This window comes from Pseudomonas sp. MONT-RG-20F-20-E-7-02 (assembly GCF_022662395.1).
In the GTDB taxonomy this organism is placed as follows: Bacteria; Pseudomonadota; Gammaproteobacteria; order Pseudomonadales; family Pseudomonadaceae; genus Aquipseudomonas.
Genome location: NZ_JAKNQN010000002.1, coordinates 96,343 through 116,877, shown reverse-complemented (window position 1 = coordinate 116,877; position 20,535 = coordinate 96,343). Strand labels below are relative to the sequence as shown.

Sequence of the window (20,535 nt, the reverse complement as noted above, 5' to 3'; positions counted from 1 at the left end):
GACCTACCCTTGCGTATTCCAGGGCTGCATCTGACACACACCCCCTTGCTCACCTCACTGTGTGGGCTCGCCCTCGCCTGCTGCCCGGCCCTCGCGTCGGCAGAGGACTTGTACCAGCTGTACCAGAAAGCACTGAGCCACGACATGAAGTTCGCCGCCGCCCAGGCCCAGCAGTTGGCCACGGCGGAGAAAGAACCGCAAAGCCGCGCCAACCTGTTGCCGGACCTGTCCGTCACCGGCGGCGCGGCCTGGGTCGATGCCGAGGATTCCAACGATTACCACCGCAACCGCAACAACACCAACGCCTACGCCGTGGTGCTCACTCAGCCGCTGTTGCGCTGGCAGAACGTGATCGCCCATGACCAGAGCAAACTGCTGATCAGTGCCAGCGAGGTGCAGACCGAACAAGCGCGCCAGGACTTGATGCTGCGCGTGGCCCGCGCCTACTTTGATGTGTTGCTCAACCAGGAGCTGTTGAACACCCGCACCCAGCAACTGCAAACCCTGCGGGAAAGCCAGGACCGCAGCCGGCGCTTGCTGGCCGACGGCGCCACCACTGCCAACGCGCTCGAACAGGTGCAAGCCAAGTACGACCAGGCGTTTGCCGAGCAGATTGCCGCACGCGGCGCGCTGGATATCGCCACCGAAGCCCTCACCCAATTGACCGCCGCCCAGGCACGCCCGTGGTCGGGCAAGGAGCCGCAGTTCAGCGCCCCGGTGCCCGCCGCCATCGGCGATTGGGCCAATACCGCGCAGCAAGGCAACCTCGCCGTGCAGCGCGCGCAGATCGCCCAGCGCCTGGCCGAAATGGACATCGACAAGGAACAGGCCGGGCACTTGCCGACCCTCGACCTGATCGCCGCCCACGGCCGCTTCGCCTCGGTGGGCGGCGATGTGTACGACGTCACGCTGCCGGAGAACCGCTATAACCAGACGGTGGTCGGGGTCAAACTCAGCGTGCCGCTGTATGGCGGTGGCCGCACCAGCAGCCGCGTGCGTGAAGCCCACGCGCTGCAGAGCAAGGCTCAGGATGAGGTCGAAGACGCACGCCGCAACGCCGGGCTGATGGCGCGCCAGGCGTACCTGCAAGTCACCAGTGGCATGAGCCAATACCAGGCGCTCAAGCAGGCGCTCAAATCCAGCCAGGTCAACCTGACGTCGGTGACGCACGGGTTTGAAGCCGGCTCGCGGATTAATAATGATGTGCTGGATGCCCAGCAGAAAGTCACCGACACTCAGCAGCGTGTGGCGCAGCAGCGTTATGCGATCCTGATGGCGCAACTTAACCTGCTGGCCTCCACCGGCAACTTGAATGACGTGCGCTTGCGTGAGGTCAGCCGCCTGCTGGACTGAAAAACCGCGCGGGCGTTCCTTACAGCCCGCGCAACAGTCTTTTGTCATCACTCCTATTGATAGCTCCCTAACGAAACCCGCATCCTAGAGGGCTAATCCCGCGCTTATATCATTCCGAATGATAGTTACCTTTGTTTCATTCGATTCGTGACATAGCACCTCGCCGCGCATGATCCGCCCATCTCAAATACATTGGCGGATGCACCTCATGGAACAGTCACTCAAACATTTGCGCTTCCCCTTGGCGATTTTGGCCGTGGTGGTGATGAGCGCATGCGGCAAGACCCCGGAACAAGCGGCCGCCATGCCTCCTGCGAAAATCAGCGTGGCCAAGGTGCTTGAACAACCGGTCAACGAGTGGGATGAATTCACCGGCCGCCTGGAAGCCCCGGAAACCGTGCAGATTCGTCCGCGCGTGTCCGGCCAGATCGACCAGGTGGCCTTCACCGAAGGCGCCTTGGTGAAGAAAGGCGACGTGCTGTTCCAGATCGACCCCCGCCCGTTCCAGGCTGAAGTGCGCCGCCTCGAAGCCCAGCTGGCTCAAACCAAAGCCGCCGCCACCCGTAGCGATAACGAAGCGCAACGTGGCGACCGCCTGCGTCAAAGCAATGCGATCTCCGCCGAACTGGCCGACTCGCGCACCACCGCCGCCCAGGAAGCCCGCGCCGCTGTTGCCGGCATTCAAGCGCAGCTGGACCTGGCCAAGTTGAACCTGAGCTTTACCCGCGTGACCTCGCCGATCAGCGGCCGCGTCAGCCGTGCGGAAATCACCGCCGGCAATCTGGTCACCGCCGACGTCACCGCGCTGACCAGCGTGGTCTCCACCGACAAGGTCTACGCCTACTTCGACGCCGATGAGCGCGTGTACCTCAAGTACACCCAACTGGCGCGCGAAGGCCGTCGCGGCGCAACCACCCCGGTGTACCTGGGCCTGTCCAACGAAACCGGCAACCCGCACCTGGGCCAGATGAACTTTGTCGACAACCAGGTCAACCCGGCCACCGGCACCATCCGTGGTCGCGCCGTGTTCGATAACAGCAAGGGCGAATACACGCCTGGCCTGTATGCGCGCTTGAAGCTGGTCGGCAGCGGTACCTACTCCGCCGTGTTGATCAACGACGAAGCGGTCGGCACTGACCTGGGCAAGAAGTTCGTGCTGGTGATGGACGGCGACAAGCCGGCGTATCGCTCAGTGGAGCTTGGGCCAAAGATCGAAGGCTTGCGCATCGTGCGCAGCGGTTTGAACAAGGACGACACCATCGTCGTGAAGGGCTTGCAGCGTATTCGCCCAGGCTCGCCGGTTGCGCCGGAAACCATCCCGATGGCCAGCAAGGAAACCCTCGCCGCCTTGGCACAACAACGACAAGCGCTTGAAGCCAGCAACCTGGAACAAGTGGCGCCGGATAAAGCCGCGCCCAAAGTTGCCAGCGTCGCGACTCCACGCGGTTAAGGGATACAACTCAAGATGAATTTTTCCAAGTTCTTCATTTCGCGGCCGATCTTCGCAGCGGTGCTGTCGCTGTTGATCCTGATCGCCGGCGCGATCTCGCTGTTCCAGTTGCCGATCAGCGAATACCCGGAAGTCGTGCCACCCACCGTGGTGGTACGCGCCAACTTCCCGGGCGCCAACCCTAAAGTCATCGGTGAAACCGTAGCCGCGCCGCTGGAGCAAGCGATCACCGGCGTCGAGAACATGCTGTACATGTCCTCGCAGTCGACCGCCGACGGCAAGCTGACCCTGACCATCACCTTCGCCCTGGGCACCGACCTGGACAACGCGCAGGTGCAGGTGCAAAACCGTGTGACCCGGACTCAGCCAAAACTGCCTGAGGAAGTGACGCGCATCGGTATCACCGTGGACAAGGCCTCCCCCGACCTGACCATGGTGGTGCACTTGACCTCCCCGGATCAGCGTTACGACATGCTCTACCTGTCCAACTACGCCTTGCTCAATGTGAAGGATGAGCTGGCACGTTTGGGCGGTGTGGGTGACGTGCAGCTGTTCGGCATGGGCGACTACTCCCTGCGTGTGTGGCTGGACCCGAACAAAACCGCTTCGCGCAACCTGACCGCCACCGATGTGGTCAATGCGATCCGTGAGCAGAACCGACAAGTGGCCGCCGGTGCCTTGGGTGCGCAACCTGCACCGAATGCCACCAGCTTCCAGCTGTCGGTGAACACTCAGGGCCGTCTGGTCACTGAAGAAGAGTTCGAGAACATCATCATTCGCTCCGGCGAAAACGGTGAAATCACGCGCCTTAAAGACATCGCACGGGTTGAGCTGGGTTCCAGCCAATACGCCCTGCGCTCGTTGCTGAACAACCAGCCGGCCGTGGCGATCCCGATCTTCCAGCGCCCAGGCTCCAATGCCATCGAGATTTCCAACGAAGTGCGCGCCAAGATGGAAGAGCTGAAACAGAGCTTCCCGCAAGGCATGGACTACAGCATCGTCTATGACCCGACTATCTTCGTGCGTGGCTCCATCGAAGCGGTGGTTCACACCCTGTTCGAAGCACTGATCCTCGTGGTGCTGGTGGTGATCCTGTTCCTGCAAACCTGGCGCGCCTCGATCATTCCGTTGGTGGCGGTGCCGGTATCGTTGATCGGTACGTTTGCGGTGATGCACCTGTTTGGCTTCTCGCTCAACGCCTTGTCGCTGTTCGGTCTGGTACTGGCCATCGGTATCGTGGTGGACGACGCCATCGTGGTGGTGGAGAACGTCGAGCGCAACATCGAGTTGGGACTGGAACCGTTCCCGGCCACTGAAAAGGCCATGAGCGAAGTGACCGGCCCGATCATCGCCACCGCGTTGGTACTGTGTGCGGTGTTCATCCCAGCGGCCTTTATCAGTGGCTTGACCGGGCAGTTCTATAAGCAGTTCGCCTTGACCATTGCGATTTCCACGGTGATCTCGGCCTTCAACTCGCTGACCTTGTCGCCTGCCCTGGCCGCCGTGTTGCTGCGCAGCCATGACGCGCCGAAGGATCGCTTCTCCAAGGTGCTCGACAAACTCTTGGGTGGCTGGTTGTTCCGTCCATTCAACCGCTTCTTCGAGAAAGCCAGCCATGGCTATGTCGGCACCGTACGCCGGGTGATTCGCGGCAGCGGTATCGCGCTGTTCCTGTACGCCGGCCTGATGGTCCTGACCTGGCTGGGCTTTGCCCACACGCCGACCGGTTTCGTACCGGCCCAGGACAAGCAATACCTGGTGGCCTTCGCGCAATTGCCCGACGCCGCGAGCCTGGACCGCACCGAAGACGTGATCAAACGCATGTCCGACATCGCGCTGAAACAGCCAGGCGTGGAAAGCGCCGTAGCGTTCCCGGGCCTGTCGATCAACGGTTTCACCAACAGCCCGAACAGCGGCATCGTGTTCGTGACCTTGAAACCGTTCGACGAGCGTAAAGACCCGAGCATGTCCGCCGGTGCGATTGCCGGTGCACTGAACGGCAAGTACAGCAGCATCGAAGAAGCCTACATGGCGATCTTCCCACCGCCGCCGGTACAGGGCCTGGGCACAATTGGCGGGTTCCGCCTGCAGATCGAAGACCGTGGCAACCTGGGCTATGACGAGCTGTACAAAGAAGTGCAGAACATCATCACCAAGAGCCGCACCACGCCGGAGCTGTTTGGCCTGTTCACCAGCTACACGGTCAACGTGCCGCAGGTTGATGCTGCCATCGACCGCGAAAAAGCCAAGACCCACGGCGTGGCTGTCAGCGACATCTTCGACACCCTGCAGATCTACCTGGGTTCGTTGTATGCCAACGACTTCAACCGCTTCGGGCGTACTTACCAGGTCAACGTGCAAGCTGAGCAACAGTTCCGCCAGGATGAAGACCAGATCGGCCAGCTGAAAGTGCGTAACAACAAAGGCGAGATGATCCCGTTGGCGACCTTCATCAAGGTCAGCGACACCTCGGGCCCGGACCGCGTGATGCACTACAACGGCTTTATCACCGCTGAAATCAACGGCAACGCTGCACCGGGCTACAGCTCCGGCCAGGCGCAGGCGGCGATTGAAAAACTGTTGAAAGAAGAACTGCCCAACGGCATGACCTACGAGTGGACCGACCTGACCTATCAGCAAATCCTCTCGGGTAACACCGCACTGTTCGTGTTCCCGCTCTGCGTACTGCTGGCGTTCCTGGTACTGGCCGCCCAATACGAAAGCTGGAGCCTGCCGCTGGCGGTGATTCTGATCGTACCGATGACGCTGCTGTCGGCCATTACCGGGGTGATTATTTCGGGCGGCGACAACAACATCTTCACTCAGATTGGCTTGATCGTACTGGTGGGCCTGGCGTGCAAGAACGCTATTCTGATTGTCGAGTTCGCCAAGGACAAACAGCAGGAAGGCCTCGATCCGCTGGCTGCGGTACTGGAAGCCTGCCGTCTGCGTCTGCGGCCGATCCTGATGACCTCGTTCGCCTTCATCATGGGTGTGGTGCCACTGGTGTTGTCCAGCGGTGCCGGTGCCGAGATGCGCCATGCAATGGGCGTGGCGGTGTTCTCCGGGATGATCGGCGTGACCTTCTTCGGTCTGTTGCTGACGCCAGTGTTCTACGTACTGATCCGTCGCCATGTGGAGCGCGGCGAAGCGCGCAAAGCGGCCAAGGCCTTGAAGCTGGAGACACAGCAATGAGCGTGAAAGTATTTCTGCCGAGCTTGCTGGTACTGGCGCTGAGCGCCTGTGCCGTGGGCCCGGACTATAAAACCGAGAAGCTTGAGGCGGCTAATATCACGGCCGCCGCCGACACCAAAAGTTATGACCATGCCAAATACGAAGGCATCTGGTGGCAGCAGTTCGAGGACCCGACCCTCAACCAACTGGTGACCCAGTCGTTGAACGGTAACCGTGACTTGCGCGTCGCTTTTGCCCGCCTGCGCGCGGCACGTGCGATTCGCGATGACGCCGCCAACGACATCATGCCGGTGGTGACCAGCCGGGCCAGCAGCGACGTGGGCAAAGGCCAGATTCCCGGCCAGACCACCAAGCGCGTCAACAGCGAACGCTACGACCTGGGCCTGGACATGGCCTGGGAAGTGGATTTGTTCGGGCGTATCCGCCGCAACCTGGAGGCCAGCGACGCTGACCAACAGGTCGCCGAAGCCGACCTGTACCAACTGCAAGTCACTATGATTGCCGAACTGGTGGATGCCTACGGTCAACTGCGCGGTGCGCAATTGCGTGAACGTATCGCCCTGGACAACCTGAAGAACCAACAGGAGTCGCGCACCATCACCGTCAGCCTGCGCGATGCCGGCGTCGGCGACCAGCTCGATGTGGAACGCGCCGATGCGCGCCTGGCCGCCGTTGAAGCCAGCGTGCCGCAACTGCAAGCCGAGCAAGTGCGCGAGCGCAACCGCATCGCCACCCTCCTCGGCCAGCGCCCCGACAAGCTGAGCGTGGACCTGAGCCCCAAAGACCTGCCGGCGATTGCCAAGGCGTTGCCAATCGGCGACCCAGGGCAACTGCTGCAACGTCGCCCGGACATCCTCAGCGCCGAACGCAAGCTGGCCGCCGCCACCGCGCGGATCGGCGTGGCCAAGGCCGACCTGTTCCCGCGGGTCAGCCTCAGCGGCTTCCTCGGCTTTACCGCCGGGCGCGGCTCGCAAATCGGTTCGGCTGCAGCCAATGCCTGGTCCCTGGGCCCAAGCATTACCTGGGCTGCATTCGACCTGGGCAGCGTGCGTGCACGCTTGCGCGGGGCAAATGCCGAGGCCGATGGCGCCCTGGCAACCTACGAGCAGCAAGTGCTGCTGGCGCTGGAAGAATCGGAAAATGCTTTCAGTGATTACGGCAAACGCCAGCAGCGCCTGGTCTCGCTGATCCGTCAAAGTGAGTCCAGTCGCGCGGCTGCCGACCTGGCGGCGATCCGTTATCGCGAAGGCACGGTGGATTTCCTCGTGCTGCTCGACGCGCAACGTGAGCGTCTGGCCGCTGAAGACTCCCAGGCCCAGGCCGAAGTGGACCTGTATCGCGGGATTGTCGCGATCTACAAGGCCCTCGGTGGCGGCTGGCAGCCGGACACGGTCGTCGCCAGCAGCAAGTGATGTAAAGAGCTCCTTTGGTTGGTCGCATCCAGCCAATTTTTAGCCCCGCGCCCCATTCGGTCGCGGGGCTTTTTTTGTTTGGCGGTTGAGGAACGGCTTGTTGCCGAGCAGTACTTCATTTACGTAGCCAGATAAAGGCGCCGCAAACGAAGAAAAACAGGCCGACGAAGAACATACCTTGGAAAAGTCTTTTAAAAATGCGAGGAAATTCCTGAACTTGCTGCCAGTCAATGAGACCGCGCTTCAGGCACCGCTTCGGCAATAACACAGCAACTGCAACCGCATTGAGCCGCATCATTCTTCCTCGCGGTGAGTTGTCCCAAAACTGGGAATGAAACGTTATGAAACTGCACTTATCTAGAAGACGCTCCATGTATTCCAGTCGGCGATAGGCCAAAAAAACATAGACCATCAGGACAACAATGAGCGAAAAAAACAAAGCCAACCCAGACCATAAAATGATAAGTGGGCTCAGGAAGTCTTCAATATTCATAGAGTATTTCACCCACTATTTGCCCTCCAAGGCCGCCAAGCTGTCCTCCTGCTAAGCCCCCCGCAGCGCCACCGATTAATAGACAAGCCAGTGAACCCGGACCGGTAGCAGGCAACAGTATGGCAAGACACAAACTTGACCCGATCGCACCACCTCCTAGACCGCCAAAAACGCCGCCCCCCAGCTTGCTCACCTCCACATACTTCGCCTTCTTGCACTGTTCTTCCCTCCCCGTCGAGCAAGCTTCCTTGATCTCAAGCGCAGTGGACGTCGTGCTCAACGCAATCCCTAACGGCGTTCCCGCCTTAAGCACTTTTGCCGTCCTGACAATGTGCGAAATCCTCTCGGCATAGCGACTGATTTCCCCTGTATGCAGATAACTGCGAGTGGAAATACCCAGCATTTTCTTGATCGAACCTTCCTGGCGCAAACCCGTGCCATAACGGGCGAACCCGCGCATCTGTGCCTCCAGTTTGGCGAACAGGGTTTGGCGGCGAGCCAGGAAGTCGTCCCGCGTTACCCCACCGCCTTGTCGCAGGGATTGTTTGTGCAAGGCATCAATCTCTTCAAGCGTTTTACCAATGTCTTGCAGATGTCGGCTCCAGGCATCACCGGCTGAGCCGACCCCAAGTGACGCATAACCGAGTATTTTTTGTAGCAGGTCATAGTTGTGCAGTACAAAGGCATCCCCACCTTCGGCCATTACCTCATGCCGTATTGTCCAGGCGGCTTGCATCAGGCGGGATTCTTCCAGCGTACAGGCGGCAGTGGAATCATCACCCATGATCACCAGTTGCCCTGGCAATACCACAACATTGCGTATATGGGCATTAAGGACATCGAACTTGGCTTCGGCGTGTTTACTCAAGCGCAAGCTGGCCTTGAGTTCTACCGACGTCTGTTGCCGGTCGTTGATAAACGCATAAGGCTGAGGCATCAGAAGCCCCTCAGCAATTTAAACAACGTTGCGTAGCGATACCGTGCCATCCATGCATTCCTGATCGAACGAAGATGGCGTCGGAATATAGAGAGCTATCTTTTATATGTCCTGCTGCCGCCAGGTAGATTTGGCGGCATTTCTTACTTTGGGAAACAGACTACTCAGTACAAGCCTATTTCTTTCAACACTTACAGCTCAAAGCCTACTTGTGATGTAAAGCGCTCCTTGGGATTGGTCGCATCCAGCCAATTTTTAGCCCCGCGCCTCATTTGGTCGCGGCATCACCGTCAGGTTTAATCGTAACAATAGAAAAGCCCTACCAAAAGGGAAGGAGCGTATTAATATCGTGCATAAGAACGCCGGTTTTTTAGATGTGTTTGCTCGCACGAACATCATCAATCAAATCGGCGTTCTTGTTTCTATGCTTCCCGGTAATCCGTCAAGAACCTAAAAATTGGACCCGTCATCTGCTTTATATAGGAAAACGTTTTGAGGGGGTTTCGATTGGTTTTTTGGAGTACGGGTTGCATTCATTTTCGAGAATTGATCCGCACTCTCTAAATTAGGTGATAGCAAAACCCAGGTATCTGTAGGCGTTTCGAAGCTAAACTCTGTAGAACGTGTGTCTCTATTGAAGCGGAACCCTCCATTTATAGAGTGGGTGGTTGGATGGGGGGTGAACTGGTTTTCAAATAATGTCCCGCTGAATCTACCACTGGCTTCATCATGCCTGGAAATGCGAAGGGTTATAGTCGCAGTATTGAGGCCACCATTGATGTAATCTCCATTTATTGGATGTGACATGTCAATCTCCTTGAATGATGGATGTATTGATTGTTGCGACTTGAGTGTATCAATTGATTTTTGTATGTAACCTGTGAATATTGACAGGTTTATATATTTATTTTGAATTTCGCTGGATTTTTTAGAGAGTAATGGAACTAAAAACCAACGTAATGCACTATCACCTCAATTCGAAGCCCTGATCCCTGGAATGGACAATATTCCGACTCTCTGGGCATAGCTGCAAATATTGCTGCAATAGCATTAACAATAGTTATGTTTACACCAACCGCCCCGACACGCTGGTTGTTGCAGCGGAGTTGCGATACCCCCCCCTCCAGGGGCCTCGAAAAATTAAACTCGGACCCAAGCACAGGCATGCCACGTGGTGGCTGTAGTTTGTCCTGCCGCATCGCCACTTCTGTATACGAAGTACCTTCGGTAGTGGCGAATGGCACATATAAAAGCTACGCCCTTCTGGAGAGTTAATATGAAGAGGCTCTGGGACACGCGATAAAGCCACAGCCGCTGGCGAACCTTTTTTATGCCGCGTGCGCCAAGCTTAATACCGTGGCTATGCTTCAATCATTCGCAGTGATGACTTCACAAGGAGCACCCGATGGATCGAATGACTGCTGCACCCTACGCATTACTGGTGATGTATGCATGGGACATGTGCGACATCAACCCGCGTCAGATCCCGCCGCAGATCGACCCACGAATAAAGGCAACGGGATGGGATGTGGTTGGGTTTATTTCAGGTTCAGATGACATTTGGGTGTCTGGCCTTGGATTGCGCTCGACGATGATCGGCGCCTCTGACGACCAGCGCAGTCAAGTCTGCTACGGCTATGTGGCCCAGCGTACCGTCGAGGGCCAGGACCAGTGTGTGGTGGCGATACGCGGCACGGACGGTGCGCAGGAATGGGGCGACGACCTCGACTTCCTGATGATGAACCACCCCAACCCGAAAGCAGGCCTGGTGGATCAGGGCTTTTGGGAAATCTATAGCACGATGCAGTTCCATGGCCTGGACGGTGCACCGCCGGTGCCGCTGGCGCTCGGCATCCGCCAGCTGACGGCGGCCAATCCGCCGATGGTGTTGGGTCATAGCCTGGGATCGGCGCTGGCAACCTACCTGACCCTCGACCTCAACCTGCAAGGCTGCAAGGCGAGCGCCTGCCTGTTCGCCTCACCCAAGACCGGCAACAAAACATTTGTGGAGTTCTTCGAAACTCAGGTCAGCAACTACGACCTCTTCAACGACGCACGCGACGTTGTACCGACCGTACCGAAGTGTGACGTGCTGCATTTCTCTGTCTACTACGCGCTGCAGCAGGCCAAGACAATCCCCGCCGATTGTTCAAGTTTTGCGGTACAGGACAACCCGCTGTGTAATCACCATCTGATTTGCTACACCGCGCTGCTTGATCCGTCGGCTTACAAGCAAGCTATGGCCGACCCGGCGTGTACACCCGATGACCGGCACTGCGCATTGTGTGTGCTGCCCGCCACGGGTTGATGGGGGCGCTGGCGGGCCTGCGATGTACGCACCTTGCACTATCAGGCACTCCGCCGATGCCATCGCAGGCAAGCCTGCTCCCACAGAAACCTACGCTTCAACTCGCCTCATTCAGGATCAAACTACGGTAATGCCCGGGATTGGACCCCGACCACTTGCGAAACGCCTTGTAAAATGAACTGGTGTCGGCAAACCCCAACCGCCCGGCGATTTCGGCAAAACTGACCTGTGGCTCAGCCAGCCAGACAATTGCCAGTTCCTTGCGCACACTGTCCTTGAGCCCTTGATAAGTCTGCCCCTCATCTGCCAGGCGGCGGCGCAGGGTCGAGGCGGAAATACACAGGCTGGCCGCCAGGCCGTCGGTTTCGGGCCACAGGTCGGGCGACATCTGGCGCAGGTCGTGTTTGATGCGCGTGGCGAGGCTGTCAGGGTCGCGGTATTTGACCAGGATGTTGGCCGGCGCATGCGCGAGAAAGCGCTTGAGTTCTTCCGGGCTGCGTTTGATCGGCAGGTCCAGGCAGTCGGCGGAAAAAATCATGCGGGTGCGCGGCCGGTCAAAGCGCAGGTTGTCGGAAAACATCACCCGGTAGTCATCGCAGAAATCCGGCTGCGCGCAGCGCAGCTCAATCGCCAGGATCGGGATACGCCGCCCCGCCAGCCAGCAGGCAACGCCGTGGACGATCATCCAATAGGTGAAATAGGTAAACGCGCGTTTAGATTCGGGTTCGAGCAAGACGATTTCCGCCAGGCTCTGTTGGCGCACCAGTTGAGCGGGCATCTGCTCAAGCATCAGCGATAAAAACCCCAGGCCGGTTTCCAGGCTGGCGCCCAGGCTCGGTTGTGCCATCGCGGTGCGACACAGGAACGCCAGGCTGCCGGACTTGAGTGCGCGCGGGTCCATGCCAAAAAACTCGTCGTCCATGCGCCGCGCCAGCAAGCGCCACAGGCGTGCGTAGGCCGTGGCGGGCACGCGGGCGTCGGGCTGCTCGAGCAACGCCGGGTCTATCCCGACCTTGCTCAACGCCTCCACCGTGGCCGCGCCGGGCGCGCAGCTTTGCAGCAAGGCTTCGCGCACAAGATGGATAGAGATGGTGTCTTTTTCCGCCATGGGAATCGGGCTATTCAATGCTGCAAAAGATGGGGTGCATCATAAGGGCGGTTGCGATTCGCCACCACCGTTCAGCCGCAGTTCAGCAAAGGTCAACATTGCCTGTTTAGTAATGAGTATCATTATGTTACAAATTAGCATCCTATCCAGTCTTGATGCGGTGCCGAATGCTCGTTCCCTTTCTAATCATGCTGCGCGAAGGCATTGAAGCAGCATTGATCGTTGGCATCATCGCCAGTTACCTGCAACAGACCGGCCGCGGCCAATGGATGCCCGCCGTCTGGATCGGCGTGTTCCTCGCCGCTGCCCTGGCCTTGCTGGTGGGCGGCGGCCTGGAGCTGGTCAGCGCCGAATTCCCGCAAAAACAACAAGAGCTGTTCGAAGGTGTGGTCGGCCTGGTGGCCGTCGGCATTCTCAGTTCCATGGTGTTCTGGATGCGCAAAGTCGCGCGTTCCATCAAGCATGCCCTGCACGAATCCCTCGACCACGCGTTGGCCGGCTCCAGGCACCAGGTGATCGCGCTGATCGCCATGGTGTTTTTCGCCGTCGCCCGCGAAGGCCTGGAAACCGTGTTCTTCCTGCTCGCGGTGTTCCAGCAGAGCGAAGGCCCCGGCGCGCCGATTGGCGCCCTGCTCGGCCTGATCCTGGCGATCATTGTCGGTTTCCTGATCTACACCGGCAGCATGCGCCTGAACCTGGGTGCGTTCTTCCGCTGGACCGGCCTGTTCATCCTGGTGGTGGCCGCCGGCATTCTCGCCAACTCGGTGCAAGCCCTGCACGAAGCCGGGGTGTGGAACCACCTGCAAACCGTGTTGTTCGATTTCAGCGCGACGCTGCCGATGGATGGCCCGTTGGGCTCGGTGCTGGCCGGGATGTTCGGCTATCAGGATGCGCCGACCGTCAGCACCCTCGGCGCTTACCTGATTTACCTGGTGGTGGCGCTGGTGATGTTCTTCCTGCCGTCGGCCCCACCCAAGCCTGTCGCCAACACCTCTTCCGTTTCCAGCCAGTAAGGACCGTCCCTTGTCCAACCCAACCCTTCAACCGGCTCCGCCTTCCCGCGCCTTGCGCTGGGCGGTGGCGGGCTCGGTGGTCGTGATGATCGGCGCCGGTGCGCTGTTCTATTACGCCTCGCAATTGGCCGCTGCCAAGCGCCAGACCAACCACAATGAAATCGCCGTGACGATCCATGGTCACGCCTGTGAGCCCAACGAAATTACGGTACCTGCCGGGCGCGCGAGTTTTCGCATCATCAACCGCTCCGACCGCGCGGTGGAGTGGGAAATCCTCGACGGCGTGCTGGTGATCGAAGAACGCGAAAACATCGCGCCGGGTTTGAGCCAGGTGATCAACGCCAACCTGTTGCCCGGCGACTATGCAATCACCTGCGGGCTGCTGAGCAACCCGCGCGGCACGTTGCATGTCACGCCGACGGCTGAGTCCGACGCCCAGGCCAAGGCCAAGCCGTCGATGGTGGCGTTTATCGGCCCGCTGTCGGAATTTCGCGTGTACCTGAGCGGCCAAGGCAGCGCACTGGTCAAGGCCGTGACGGCCCTGCAGCAAGCCATTGAAGCGGGCGACCTGGCCCAGGCGCAGGCGCTGTATGTGCCGGCCCGTGAGGCCTACCAGCGTCTGGCGCCGGCGTCGCAACGCCTGGCCGAGCTGGATAACGCGATTAACGCCCGCGCCGATTACTTCGAAAAACGCGAGCAGGACCCGGCCTTCAGCGGCTTCCACCGCCTCGAATACAGCCTGTTCCAGCAACACAGCCTGGAGGGCCTGAACCCGATTGCCCAGCGCCTGGTCAGCGATGTGACCACGCTCAAGCAACAGTTGCTCGCGCAGTCGCTGCCACCGGAGCAACTGGTGAGCATTGTGGTACGCAACCTCAACAGCCTGGCGGATGTACGCGCCGCCAGCGGTGAAGAGGAACGCTACAGCCATATCGACTTGAATGGCTTTGCCGCCAACCTGGAAGCCGCCCACAAAGTCGTCGAGCTGATGCGTCCGCTGCTGACCAAATCCGCAGCAGACCTGCTGCCGAAAATCGACAGCGCCCTCGCCGCCTTCGATACCCAGCTCAATGGTTTGAAAGTCGACGGCCAGTACAGCCGCTACGACAGCGTCACGGCCGATCAGCGCAAGCAGATCGCCGACAAGGCCAAGGCTCTGGCCGTTGCACTCGATGGAATCGACCCCGCCCTTGGCCTTTCCGGCCTGCAGTGAAGACGACCTACTACATGAGTGATTCAGAACATTTTTCCGCTACCCGCCGCCGTGTCCTGCTGGGCATGGCGGCCACCGGCGCCGCGATTGCCGGCAGTACCCTGACCTGCCCGGCGATGGCCGCTGCGGCCGAGCAAGTCACTACCGCACCGCGCAGTGACAAGACCCAGGACCACCACGACTTTTTCGGCAAACACCAGACCGGCATCGTCACCCCGCGCCCGGCCTGCGGCATGGTCGTCGCATTTGACGTACTCGCCAGCGACCGTGAAGACCTGGAGCGCCTGTTCCGCACCCTGAACGAGCGTATCGCGTTCCTGATGACCGGCGGCACCGTGCCGCAAGTCGACCCGAAACTGCCGCCCACCGATTCCGGGATTCTCGGCCCGGTGGTCACCCCGGATAACCTGACCATCACCGTCTCCGTCGGCGAGTCGCTGTTCGATGAGCGCTTCGGCCTCGCCGCCGTCAAGCCCAAGCGCCTGAGCCGCATGGTCGGCTTCCCCAACGACGCGCTGGAACCGGCGCAGTGCCACGGCGACCTGAGCCTGCAGTTCAGCTCGAACACCCCGGACACCAATATCCATGCCCTGCGCGACATCGTGAAAAACCTGCCGGACCTGTTGCTGGTGCGTTGGAAACAGGAAGGCAGCGTACCGCCGCAAGCACCCGCCAAACCTGGCGAGCCGGCGCAGAGCGCGCGTAACTTCCTCGGTTTTCGTGACGGTTCGGCCAACCCGAACTCCAACGACGACAAGGCCATGGACCAGATTGTGTGGGTACAACCGGGCAGCGACGAACCGGCGTGGGCCGCCAATGGCAGCTACCAGGCCGTGCGCATCATTCGCAACTTCGTCGAGCGTTGGGACCGTACGCCGCTGCAAGAGCAGGAAAGCATCATCGGGCGCGTCAAACCCACTGGCGCACCGATGGATGGCGACAAAGAAACCCAGGTGCCCGATTACAGCAAGGACCCGGAAGGCAAGTTGACCAAGCTCGACGCGCACATCCGCCTGGCCAACCCGCGCACCCCGCAGACTCAGGCCAACCTGATCCTGCGTCGGCCGTTCAACTACTCCAACGGCGTCAACAAAAACGGTCAGCTGGACATGGGGCTGTTGTTCATCTGCTACCAGGCTGACCTGGAGAAAGGCTTTATCAGCGTGCAAACCCGGCTCAACGGCGAGCCCCTGGAGGAATACCTCAAGCCGGTCGGCGGCGGGTACTTCTTCACCTTGCCGGGGGTCACCGGGCCCAAGGATTTCATTGGGCGCACGCTGCTCGCCGCAACGCACCCTCAAACCACTGCCAACACTTAAAATAAACCAGAGCGGAAAACGTCCCATGAAGAAGTCGACTATCGCGTTGTCGTTGTTAATGACCCTTTCGCCGCTGGCAGCGTTCGCCGCTACCGCGCCGCTGGACCTGGTAGGCCCGGTGTCGGACTACAAGATCTACGTCACCGAAGAAATCGGTGAGCTGGTCACCCAGACCCAGGCGTTTACCGATGCGATCAACAAAGGCGACCTGGCCACCGCCAAAAAGCTCTACGCGCCGACCCGCGTGCACTATGAGTCCATCGAGCCGATCGCCGAGCTGTTCAGCGACCTCGACGCCTCCATCGACTCGCGCGTCGACGACCACGAAAAAGGCGTGACCGCCGAAGACTTCACCGGCTTCCACCGCATCGAGTACGTGCTGTTCTCGCAGAACACCACCAAAGGCCTGGAAACCCTGACCGCCAAGCTCAACACCGACGTCAACGACCTGAAAACCCGGGTTGACGGCCTGACCTTCCCGCCAGAAAAAGTCGTCGGCGGTGCCGCCGCACTGCTGGAAGAAGTTGCCGCCACCAAGATCTCCGGTGAAGAAGACCGCTACAGCCACACTGACCTGTATGACTTCCAGGGCAACATCGACGGCGCGAAGAAAATCGTCGACCTGTTCCGTGGCCAGATCGAGAAACAAGACAAGGCCTTCCTGGCTAAAGTCGACAAGAACTTCGCCGCCGTGGACAAAATCCTGGCCAAGTACAAAACCAAGGATGGCGGCTTTGAGACTTACGACAAAGTGAAGGAAAACGACCGTAAGGCCCTGGTAGGCCCGGTTAATACCTTGGCTGAAGACCTGTCGACCCTGCGTGGCAAGTTGGGCTTGAACTGAGGCAACGCCCCGGCATTCGGCCGCACTAAGCGGCCGAATGCCGGGGTTCAAGCAGCCGGTTGGGGTTTGAAGTGCTCCAACGGCGTGCGATCCGGTTGTTGGCTTGCCGGGTTGATCGCGTACCACGAGCCATTTTTCTGCACCGCCACGACCTCCTTGGTCCCGCTGAAACCTTTGCGGGCGCCCGGGAACTGGTTAATTGTGCGTGCGCCTCCTGAAAACGATGTATCCCACGCGCCCGCAGTCCAGCGCCACTGCTCGAAAAGCTTGGTCGTCACGTAGACATTGGACCCGAGGTGAACCGGTACGCCGTTAGTGACCTTACCCAGCGCCTTAATGCCACGGGGCCCTGCCCGCAGCAAGTCAGGGATGTTTTCCAATGGATTGAACAGCCCGCGAATAAAGGATGCCCCACCTTTGAGCCCAGCCAGGGTGAATGGCTTGCTGCTGAAAGGCACCAGCATTGTCAGGCCCTTGGCAAACGTCTTTGCGCCAGCCAGCCCACCGGTGATGAGAAAAGATCCAATATCTATCAGCAAGCCCTTGACGCCCGCCCATGTATTGCCCTCCACCAAGTCGGCAATCGCCCCCACGAACGGGATAAGGTTGAGCAACATGCGGGCATTTTCGGCGGTAAAATATTTGCCCGGCTTAAAGGGATAAGTCCGCTTGTGCAGGTCTGACGGCTCGTTGGCGAATGCAATCCGACCCGCGCGATTGTCATCAAAACTATGCTCCAGCAACCGGTCCACTAACTGGGATGTTATGGAAGATGTAAAGGTGTTGGGGATGCGATGGTGAGTATGCGCCGCGGGCCGCTTCAACGGTTCCCCGAGCTTTTCAACGATCACCTCCGACGATACGCCGGGCCGCGGGGCCACTCCCTTGTGAAAGGCCTCGAAATCAATGGGCAGTACGCTGCCTCGGTGGAAGTGGGTAGCGACCTCATTAATGATCAGGTTTATTCCAGGAATTTTGACATGGGGTTTAGTGCCATCGCGTATCTCGCCACCCAGTTTCAAATCGTCGGGCAAGCCTTTTATCTCGCCCATCGTCATTGAGTTGGGGTAAATCCCCCAGTAACCATATTTAGGCTTGGCCTCACCGGTTTCGTAACGTATCAAGACGCCATGCCTGCCTTCGCTTTTTGCAACGTTCGATTCTGGCCCGTTATCCTGCTTCAAATCGTCGCCAGTCGGCGCCCTTAAGGTAAAGCACTCGATTTGCGGCGACCTCTCCAACGCCATGCGCTGCGCCAGGGTCAATTGCGTGAACATCAGCTTCAATGCGCTGGCCTGGGCTACTCGGGTGGCCGCGATGTACGTGTCGACAGCTGGCGCCACCAACGGCTCGATTCTGGGTAATTGCTTGATGCGCTCTCTGAACTCGGCAAGAGACACTTTGGGGTGTATAAACGCGCCGTCCGTCCATTTCTCAAGTGTGCCCAGCGCCGGCTTATTTTCGCTTTGATTCATCAGAATCACGTCGATCAACATTTTCGATTTGAGGTTATATGACCTTTTCTCGAAAGCAGCCGCAGCAATGCTTGTCGGGGGGTACCCATCCAGCGTGATGTTGCGAATTTCCTCCTTGGTCATTTCCGGGAACAGTATCGCCAGCTGTTCGACCAGCAGGCTTGCCTGGGTGGGCGGCTCGCTCAATAACGTGGCAAAGGCCTCACGCGTCTGGTTTTCGCGCGTGGTAAAGGCTGTGGCCGCGGCCTCGTAGTCACCCGGCGAGTATTTGCCATCTGAACTCGCGGGAAAAACCCCCGACATCACCCCCCAGTCCAACAGTGATTGCACGCCCAGCTCTTTGAGCAACGCTTCCTGTTCAGGCCCGGTAATGTCCTGGCGTGCCAGTGCCAGCGCTTGCGTGAAGTTCACGCGCGAATCGCCCGCGATTGCACACCCCAGGCGCAGGTTCATCCAGCCGGTGGAACCGACCTTGATGTTTTCCGGGTCCTGATTGAACGCCTGCGCAGCATCGGCGGCGATGGCCGGGTCTCTCTTGACCAGCATCTCGGGTGCCGACTGAGCCATGAACAGGTGGGCCATCAGGGCCGAGACCTTAGCGTCGACGCCCTTGCCCTCCAAATGCTGCTCGACACTCTGTCGCACTTCTTTAAGCGTACGGCCCATATTGTCCGGCTGATACAGCGAGTAACCGGCCACGCTCCCTCGAAGGCCTGGCACAGGCGCATCCACATTGAGCTTGAGTGCTGTCGCTAAGAGTTGATGGCGCTCGGCCCTTGGCAGCGCCTGACCATCGGCCACGGCAAACAGCTTGAGGGACTTGGCGATGCGGTCGGCGAGCGCGACGGCCTGCGGCGAATCAAAAAATTCAGCGAGCTGACGGTCGGGGTCCGGGTAGGACTGGAACCCTGAGGGCGCCCTGGAAAAGTCCTTGAAGGCAGTCATGACCTGCGCCGACTGACCTTTCAGCGCTTGAAGGGCCTGCTCGGACAAGCCTCCCTGATCTTCCCCGTAAGGCGTCATGCTGGCGTAGTCACCTGCCGGCGCAGGGGCTGGCAATTGATTGCCGAGCCATCCCAGGGTTGCGCGTAGCTGGCCGACGGTTTTCGGCGTGTCAGGTGTGTAAAACGCCAGAGTCTGACGCGCGTCATAAGTGCGCGTGTTGTACAGCGCATTGCCGGTTTTTTCGCTCATTTTCACTAACTGGTCGAAATCCGCATTCATCTTGCGGGCGGCATGCCCCTGGGGGTCGTCGACTCTGGACGCGCGCTCGACCTCATCGTCGAACTTGTCCTGCAGGGAAACCCATTCACCGGCGAGATTGCGCATCTGCAGTTCGCCCTCCGACAGCCTGAATTCACTCATCCTGAACTCGCTGCCGGGAAGCTCAAAACCGGCTTTCTTCACAAAGGCCTGGAATGTCGCAGATGCCAGGAATTCGAGAAACAACTGGCGTGCTTTATGACTGCGCCGATCAAGGCTGGACCCAGGCTCGACGGCGACGGCCTGATTATCCAGCTCAATCACGTTCTCATTGGGTTCCGTCGTGAACTGCGATTGAAACTGTTCGACCAGACGCGTGCGTACGGCGCTGTCGTGACGATGCTGGAGCAGCGCGTTGAACTGGCCCTCCCAGCCATCGCGCGCCGTTTGGGCAATCGTGGGCCAGCCCTCCTGTCTAAGATGCCTGGCCAATTTCGGCGCGGCCTTTTCATTCAGGGGGGGTTTTACGCCGTAAAAATCCAATAACACATCGCGCCCGCTTGAAACGAAATCCGGGGTGCCGGGAAGCCCCAGATCACTCGGCGACAGCACTTTTTGCAACGCATTGATCGTGTGGCTGACTTGCCCCCAGCCTGAGCCATCGGTGGTAGAAAAACGCTGGGTGATTGCTTTACCCTCGCGCATCACCGTGCCCACCACGCAATCACTGAACACCCGTATGGTTGCGGGTATCAACCCTTGAGCGCTGAACCAGGCTTGTACAGAGGGCTCATTCAGCGCCTGGTTGTACATAGCGATGAAAGGCGCCACGGATGACTTTTCAGGAATGACGTTTTCGTTCGGCTTGCCGGTTTTCAGCCACTGGGCCAGGTTTTTCTGCAGCTTGGTATCGGCCTTTTCAGCGTCGGCCCTGGCGGGGTATCGACGCCTTTCTTTTGGACCGGTGGCGGGCACGTCTGTGCCTTGAGCGGCGGTATCACGTTTGGGCCGGCCGGCCTGCTCCTGGAGCCGCAACTGGCGCAAAGATGGGGGATTGAAAGGTTGGGAGCGATCGGGACGCGGGTTGACAGCGGGAGCCGTAGACGCGGCAGCTTCATCAGGGCGGTGCAGGGGCGGTTGCGGTACTCGAGGACTTAAAGGCTGACCAAAAAACGTGACATTACCGTTTGCAGGGATTGGCAACATTGCAAA

At 59.3% G+C, this 20,535-nt stretch carries 13 protein-coding genes; 9 read left to right on the top strand and 4 right to left on the bottom strand.

Going from position 1 to position 20,535, the window contains the following annotated elements; genetic code table 11:
• The first annotated feature begins 9 nt into the window (after window positions 1–9).
• The 4 genes from L8I05_RS05935 (at window position 10) to L8I05_RS05920 (ending at window position 7,410) form a co-directional block, all read left to right on the top strand.
• Window positions 10–1,353: a TolC family outer membrane protein gene (locus L8I05_RS05935; protein WP_242167555.1), complete on the top strand. Its 1,344-nt coding sequence runs from the start codon at window positions 10–12 to the stop codon at window positions 1,351–1,353.
• Window positions 1,354–1,561: 208 nt separating this feature from the next.
• A complete protein-coding gene (gene mexE / locus L8I05_RS05930) occupies window positions 1,562–2,803 on the top strand; it encodes a multidrug efflux RND transporter periplasmic adaptor subunit MexE (protein ID WP_177018892.1) in 1,242 nt (413 codons plus the stop codon).
• Between the two features lie 15 nt (window positions 2,804–2,818).
• Window positions 2,819–5,998, top strand: coding sequence for an efflux RND transporter permease subunit (locus L8I05_RS05925; protein ID WP_242167554.1), 3,180 nt, complete (start codon window positions 2,819–2,821; stop codon window positions 5,996–5,998).
• The gene (locus L8I05_RS05920; protein WP_242167553.1) at window positions 5,995–7,410 is read left to right on the top strand and encodes a TolC family protein; all 1,416 of its coding nucleotides are present in this window, start codon (window positions 5,995–5,997) and stop codon (window positions 7,408–7,410) included. Before L8I05_RS05925 ends, L8I05_RS05920 begins: the two co-directional genes overlap by 4 nt.
• A gap of 115 nt (window positions 7,411–7,525) precedes the next feature.
• Here L8I05_RS05920 and L8I05_RS05915 read toward each other — a convergent pair whose 3' ends face one another.
• A complete protein-coding gene (locus tag L8I05_RS05915) occupies window positions 7,526–7,903 on the bottom strand; it encodes a hypothetical protein (RefSeq protein ID WP_242167552.1) in 378 nt (125 codons plus the stop codon).
• On the bottom strand, window positions 7,893–8,840 hold the full coding sequence (locus L8I05_RS05910) for a hypothetical protein (RefSeq protein WP_242167551.1): 948 nt from the start codon (window positions 8,838–8,840) through the stop codon (window positions 7,893–7,895). Before L8I05_RS05910 ends, L8I05_RS05915 begins: the two co-directional genes overlap by 11 nt.
• Before the next feature lie 1,405 nt (window positions 8,841–10,245).
• On the opposite strand from L8I05_RS05910, the gene L8I05_RS05905 reads away from it, so the two are divergent.
• On the top strand, window positions 10,246–11,148 hold the full coding sequence (locus tag L8I05_RS05905; RefSeq protein WP_242167550.1) for a lipase family protein: 903 nt from the start codon (window positions 10,246–10,248) through the stop codon (window positions 11,146–11,148).
• Between the two features lie 97 nt (window positions 11,149–11,245).
• Here the strand turns inward: L8I05_RS05905 and L8I05_RS05900 are convergent, their stop codons facing one another.
• Window positions 11,246–12,256, bottom strand: coding sequence for an AraC family transcriptional regulator (locus L8I05_RS05900; RefSeq protein ID WP_242167549.1), 1,011 nt, complete (start codon window positions 12,254–12,256; stop codon window positions 11,246–11,248).
• Window positions 12,257–12,423: 167 nt separating this feature from the next.
• On the opposite strand from L8I05_RS05900, the gene efeU reads away from it, so the two are divergent.
• The 4 genes from efeU to efeO (L8I05_RS05880) are packed head-to-tail and all read left to right on the top strand — an operon-like array spanning window position 12,424 to window position 16,645.
• Entirely contained in the window at window positions 12,424–13,269 is an 846-nt protein-coding gene (efeU, locus tag L8I05_RS05895) for an iron uptake transporter permease EfeU (RefSeq protein ID WP_159956788.1), read from the top strand.
• Between the two features lie 10 nt (window positions 13,270–13,279).
• Window positions 13,280–14,482 carry an iron uptake system protein EfeO gene (efeO, locus tag L8I05_RS05890; protein ID WP_242167548.1) on the top strand — a complete coding sequence of 401 codons (1,203 nt, stop codon included), beginning with the start codon at window positions 13,280–13,282 and terminating at the stop codon, window positions 14,480–14,482.
• A gap of 14 nt (window positions 14,483–14,496) precedes the next feature.
• Entirely contained in the window at window positions 14,497–15,801 is a 1,305-nt protein-coding gene (gene efeB / locus L8I05_RS05885) for an iron uptake transporter deferrochelatase/peroxidase subunit (protein WP_242167547.1), read from the top strand.
• Window positions 15,802–15,826: 25 nt separating this feature from the next.
• Window positions 15,827–16,645: an iron uptake system protein EfeO gene (gene efeO / locus L8I05_RS05880; protein ID WP_177018886.1), complete on the top strand. Its 819-nt coding sequence runs from the start codon at window positions 15,827–15,829 to the stop codon at window positions 16,643–16,645.
• Between the two features lie 47 nt (window positions 16,646–16,692).
• On the opposite strand, the gene L8I05_RS05875 is transcribed toward efeO (L8I05_RS05880), so the two are convergent.
• Window positions 16,693–20,529, bottom strand: a complete 3,837-nt coding sequence (locus tag L8I05_RS05875) for a hypothetical protein (RefSeq protein ID WP_242167546.1) — start codon at window positions 20,527–20,529, stop codon at window positions 16,693–16,695.
• Window positions 20,530–20,535: the final 6 nt, after the last annotated feature.

Excerpts from the sequence above, each read along its gene's own strand:
- mexE (WP_177018892.1), top strand. The coding sequence starts at position 1,562 with ATGGAACAGTCACTCAAACATTTGCGCTTCCCCTTGGCGATTTTGGCC.
- L8I05_RS05925 (WP_242167554.1), top strand. The coding sequence starts at position 2,819 with ATGAATTTTTCCAAGTTCTTCATTTCGCGGCCGATCTTCGCAGCGGTG.
- L8I05_RS05920 (WP_242167553.1), top strand. The coding sequence starts at position 5,995 with ATGAGCGTGAAAGTATTTCTGCCGAGCTTGCTGGTACTGGCGCTGAGC.
- L8I05_RS05915 (WP_242167552.1), bottom strand. The coding sequence starts at position 7,903 with ATGAATATTGAAGACTTCCTGAGCCCACTTATCATTTTATGGTCTGGG.
- L8I05_RS05910 (WP_242167551.1), bottom strand. The coding sequence starts at position 8,840 with ATGCCTCAGCCTTATGCGTTTATCAACGACCGGCAACAGACGTCGGTA.
- L8I05_RS05905 (WP_242167550.1), top strand. The coding sequence starts at position 10,246 with ATGGATCGAATGACTGCTGCACCCTACGCATTACTGGTGATGTATGCA.
- L8I05_RS05900 (WP_242167549.1), bottom strand. The coding sequence starts at position 12,256 with ATGGCGGAAAAAGACACCATCTCTATCCATCTTGTGCGCGAAGCCTTG.
- efeU (WP_159956788.1), top strand. The coding sequence starts at position 12,424 with ATGCTCGTTCCCTTTCTAATCATGCTGCGCGAAGGCATTGAAGCAGCA.
- efeB (WP_242167547.1), top strand. The coding sequence starts at position 14,497 with ATGAGTGATTCAGAACATTTTTCCGCTACCCGCCGCCGTGTCCTGCTG.
- efeO (WP_177018886.1), top strand. The coding sequence starts at position 15,827 with ATGAAGAAGTCGACTATCGCGTTGTCGTTGTTAATGACCCTTTCGCCG.
- L8I05_RS05875 (WP_242167546.1), bottom strand. The coding sequence starts at position 20,529 with ATGTTGCCAATCCCTGCAAACGGTAATGTCACGTTTTTTGGTCAGCCT.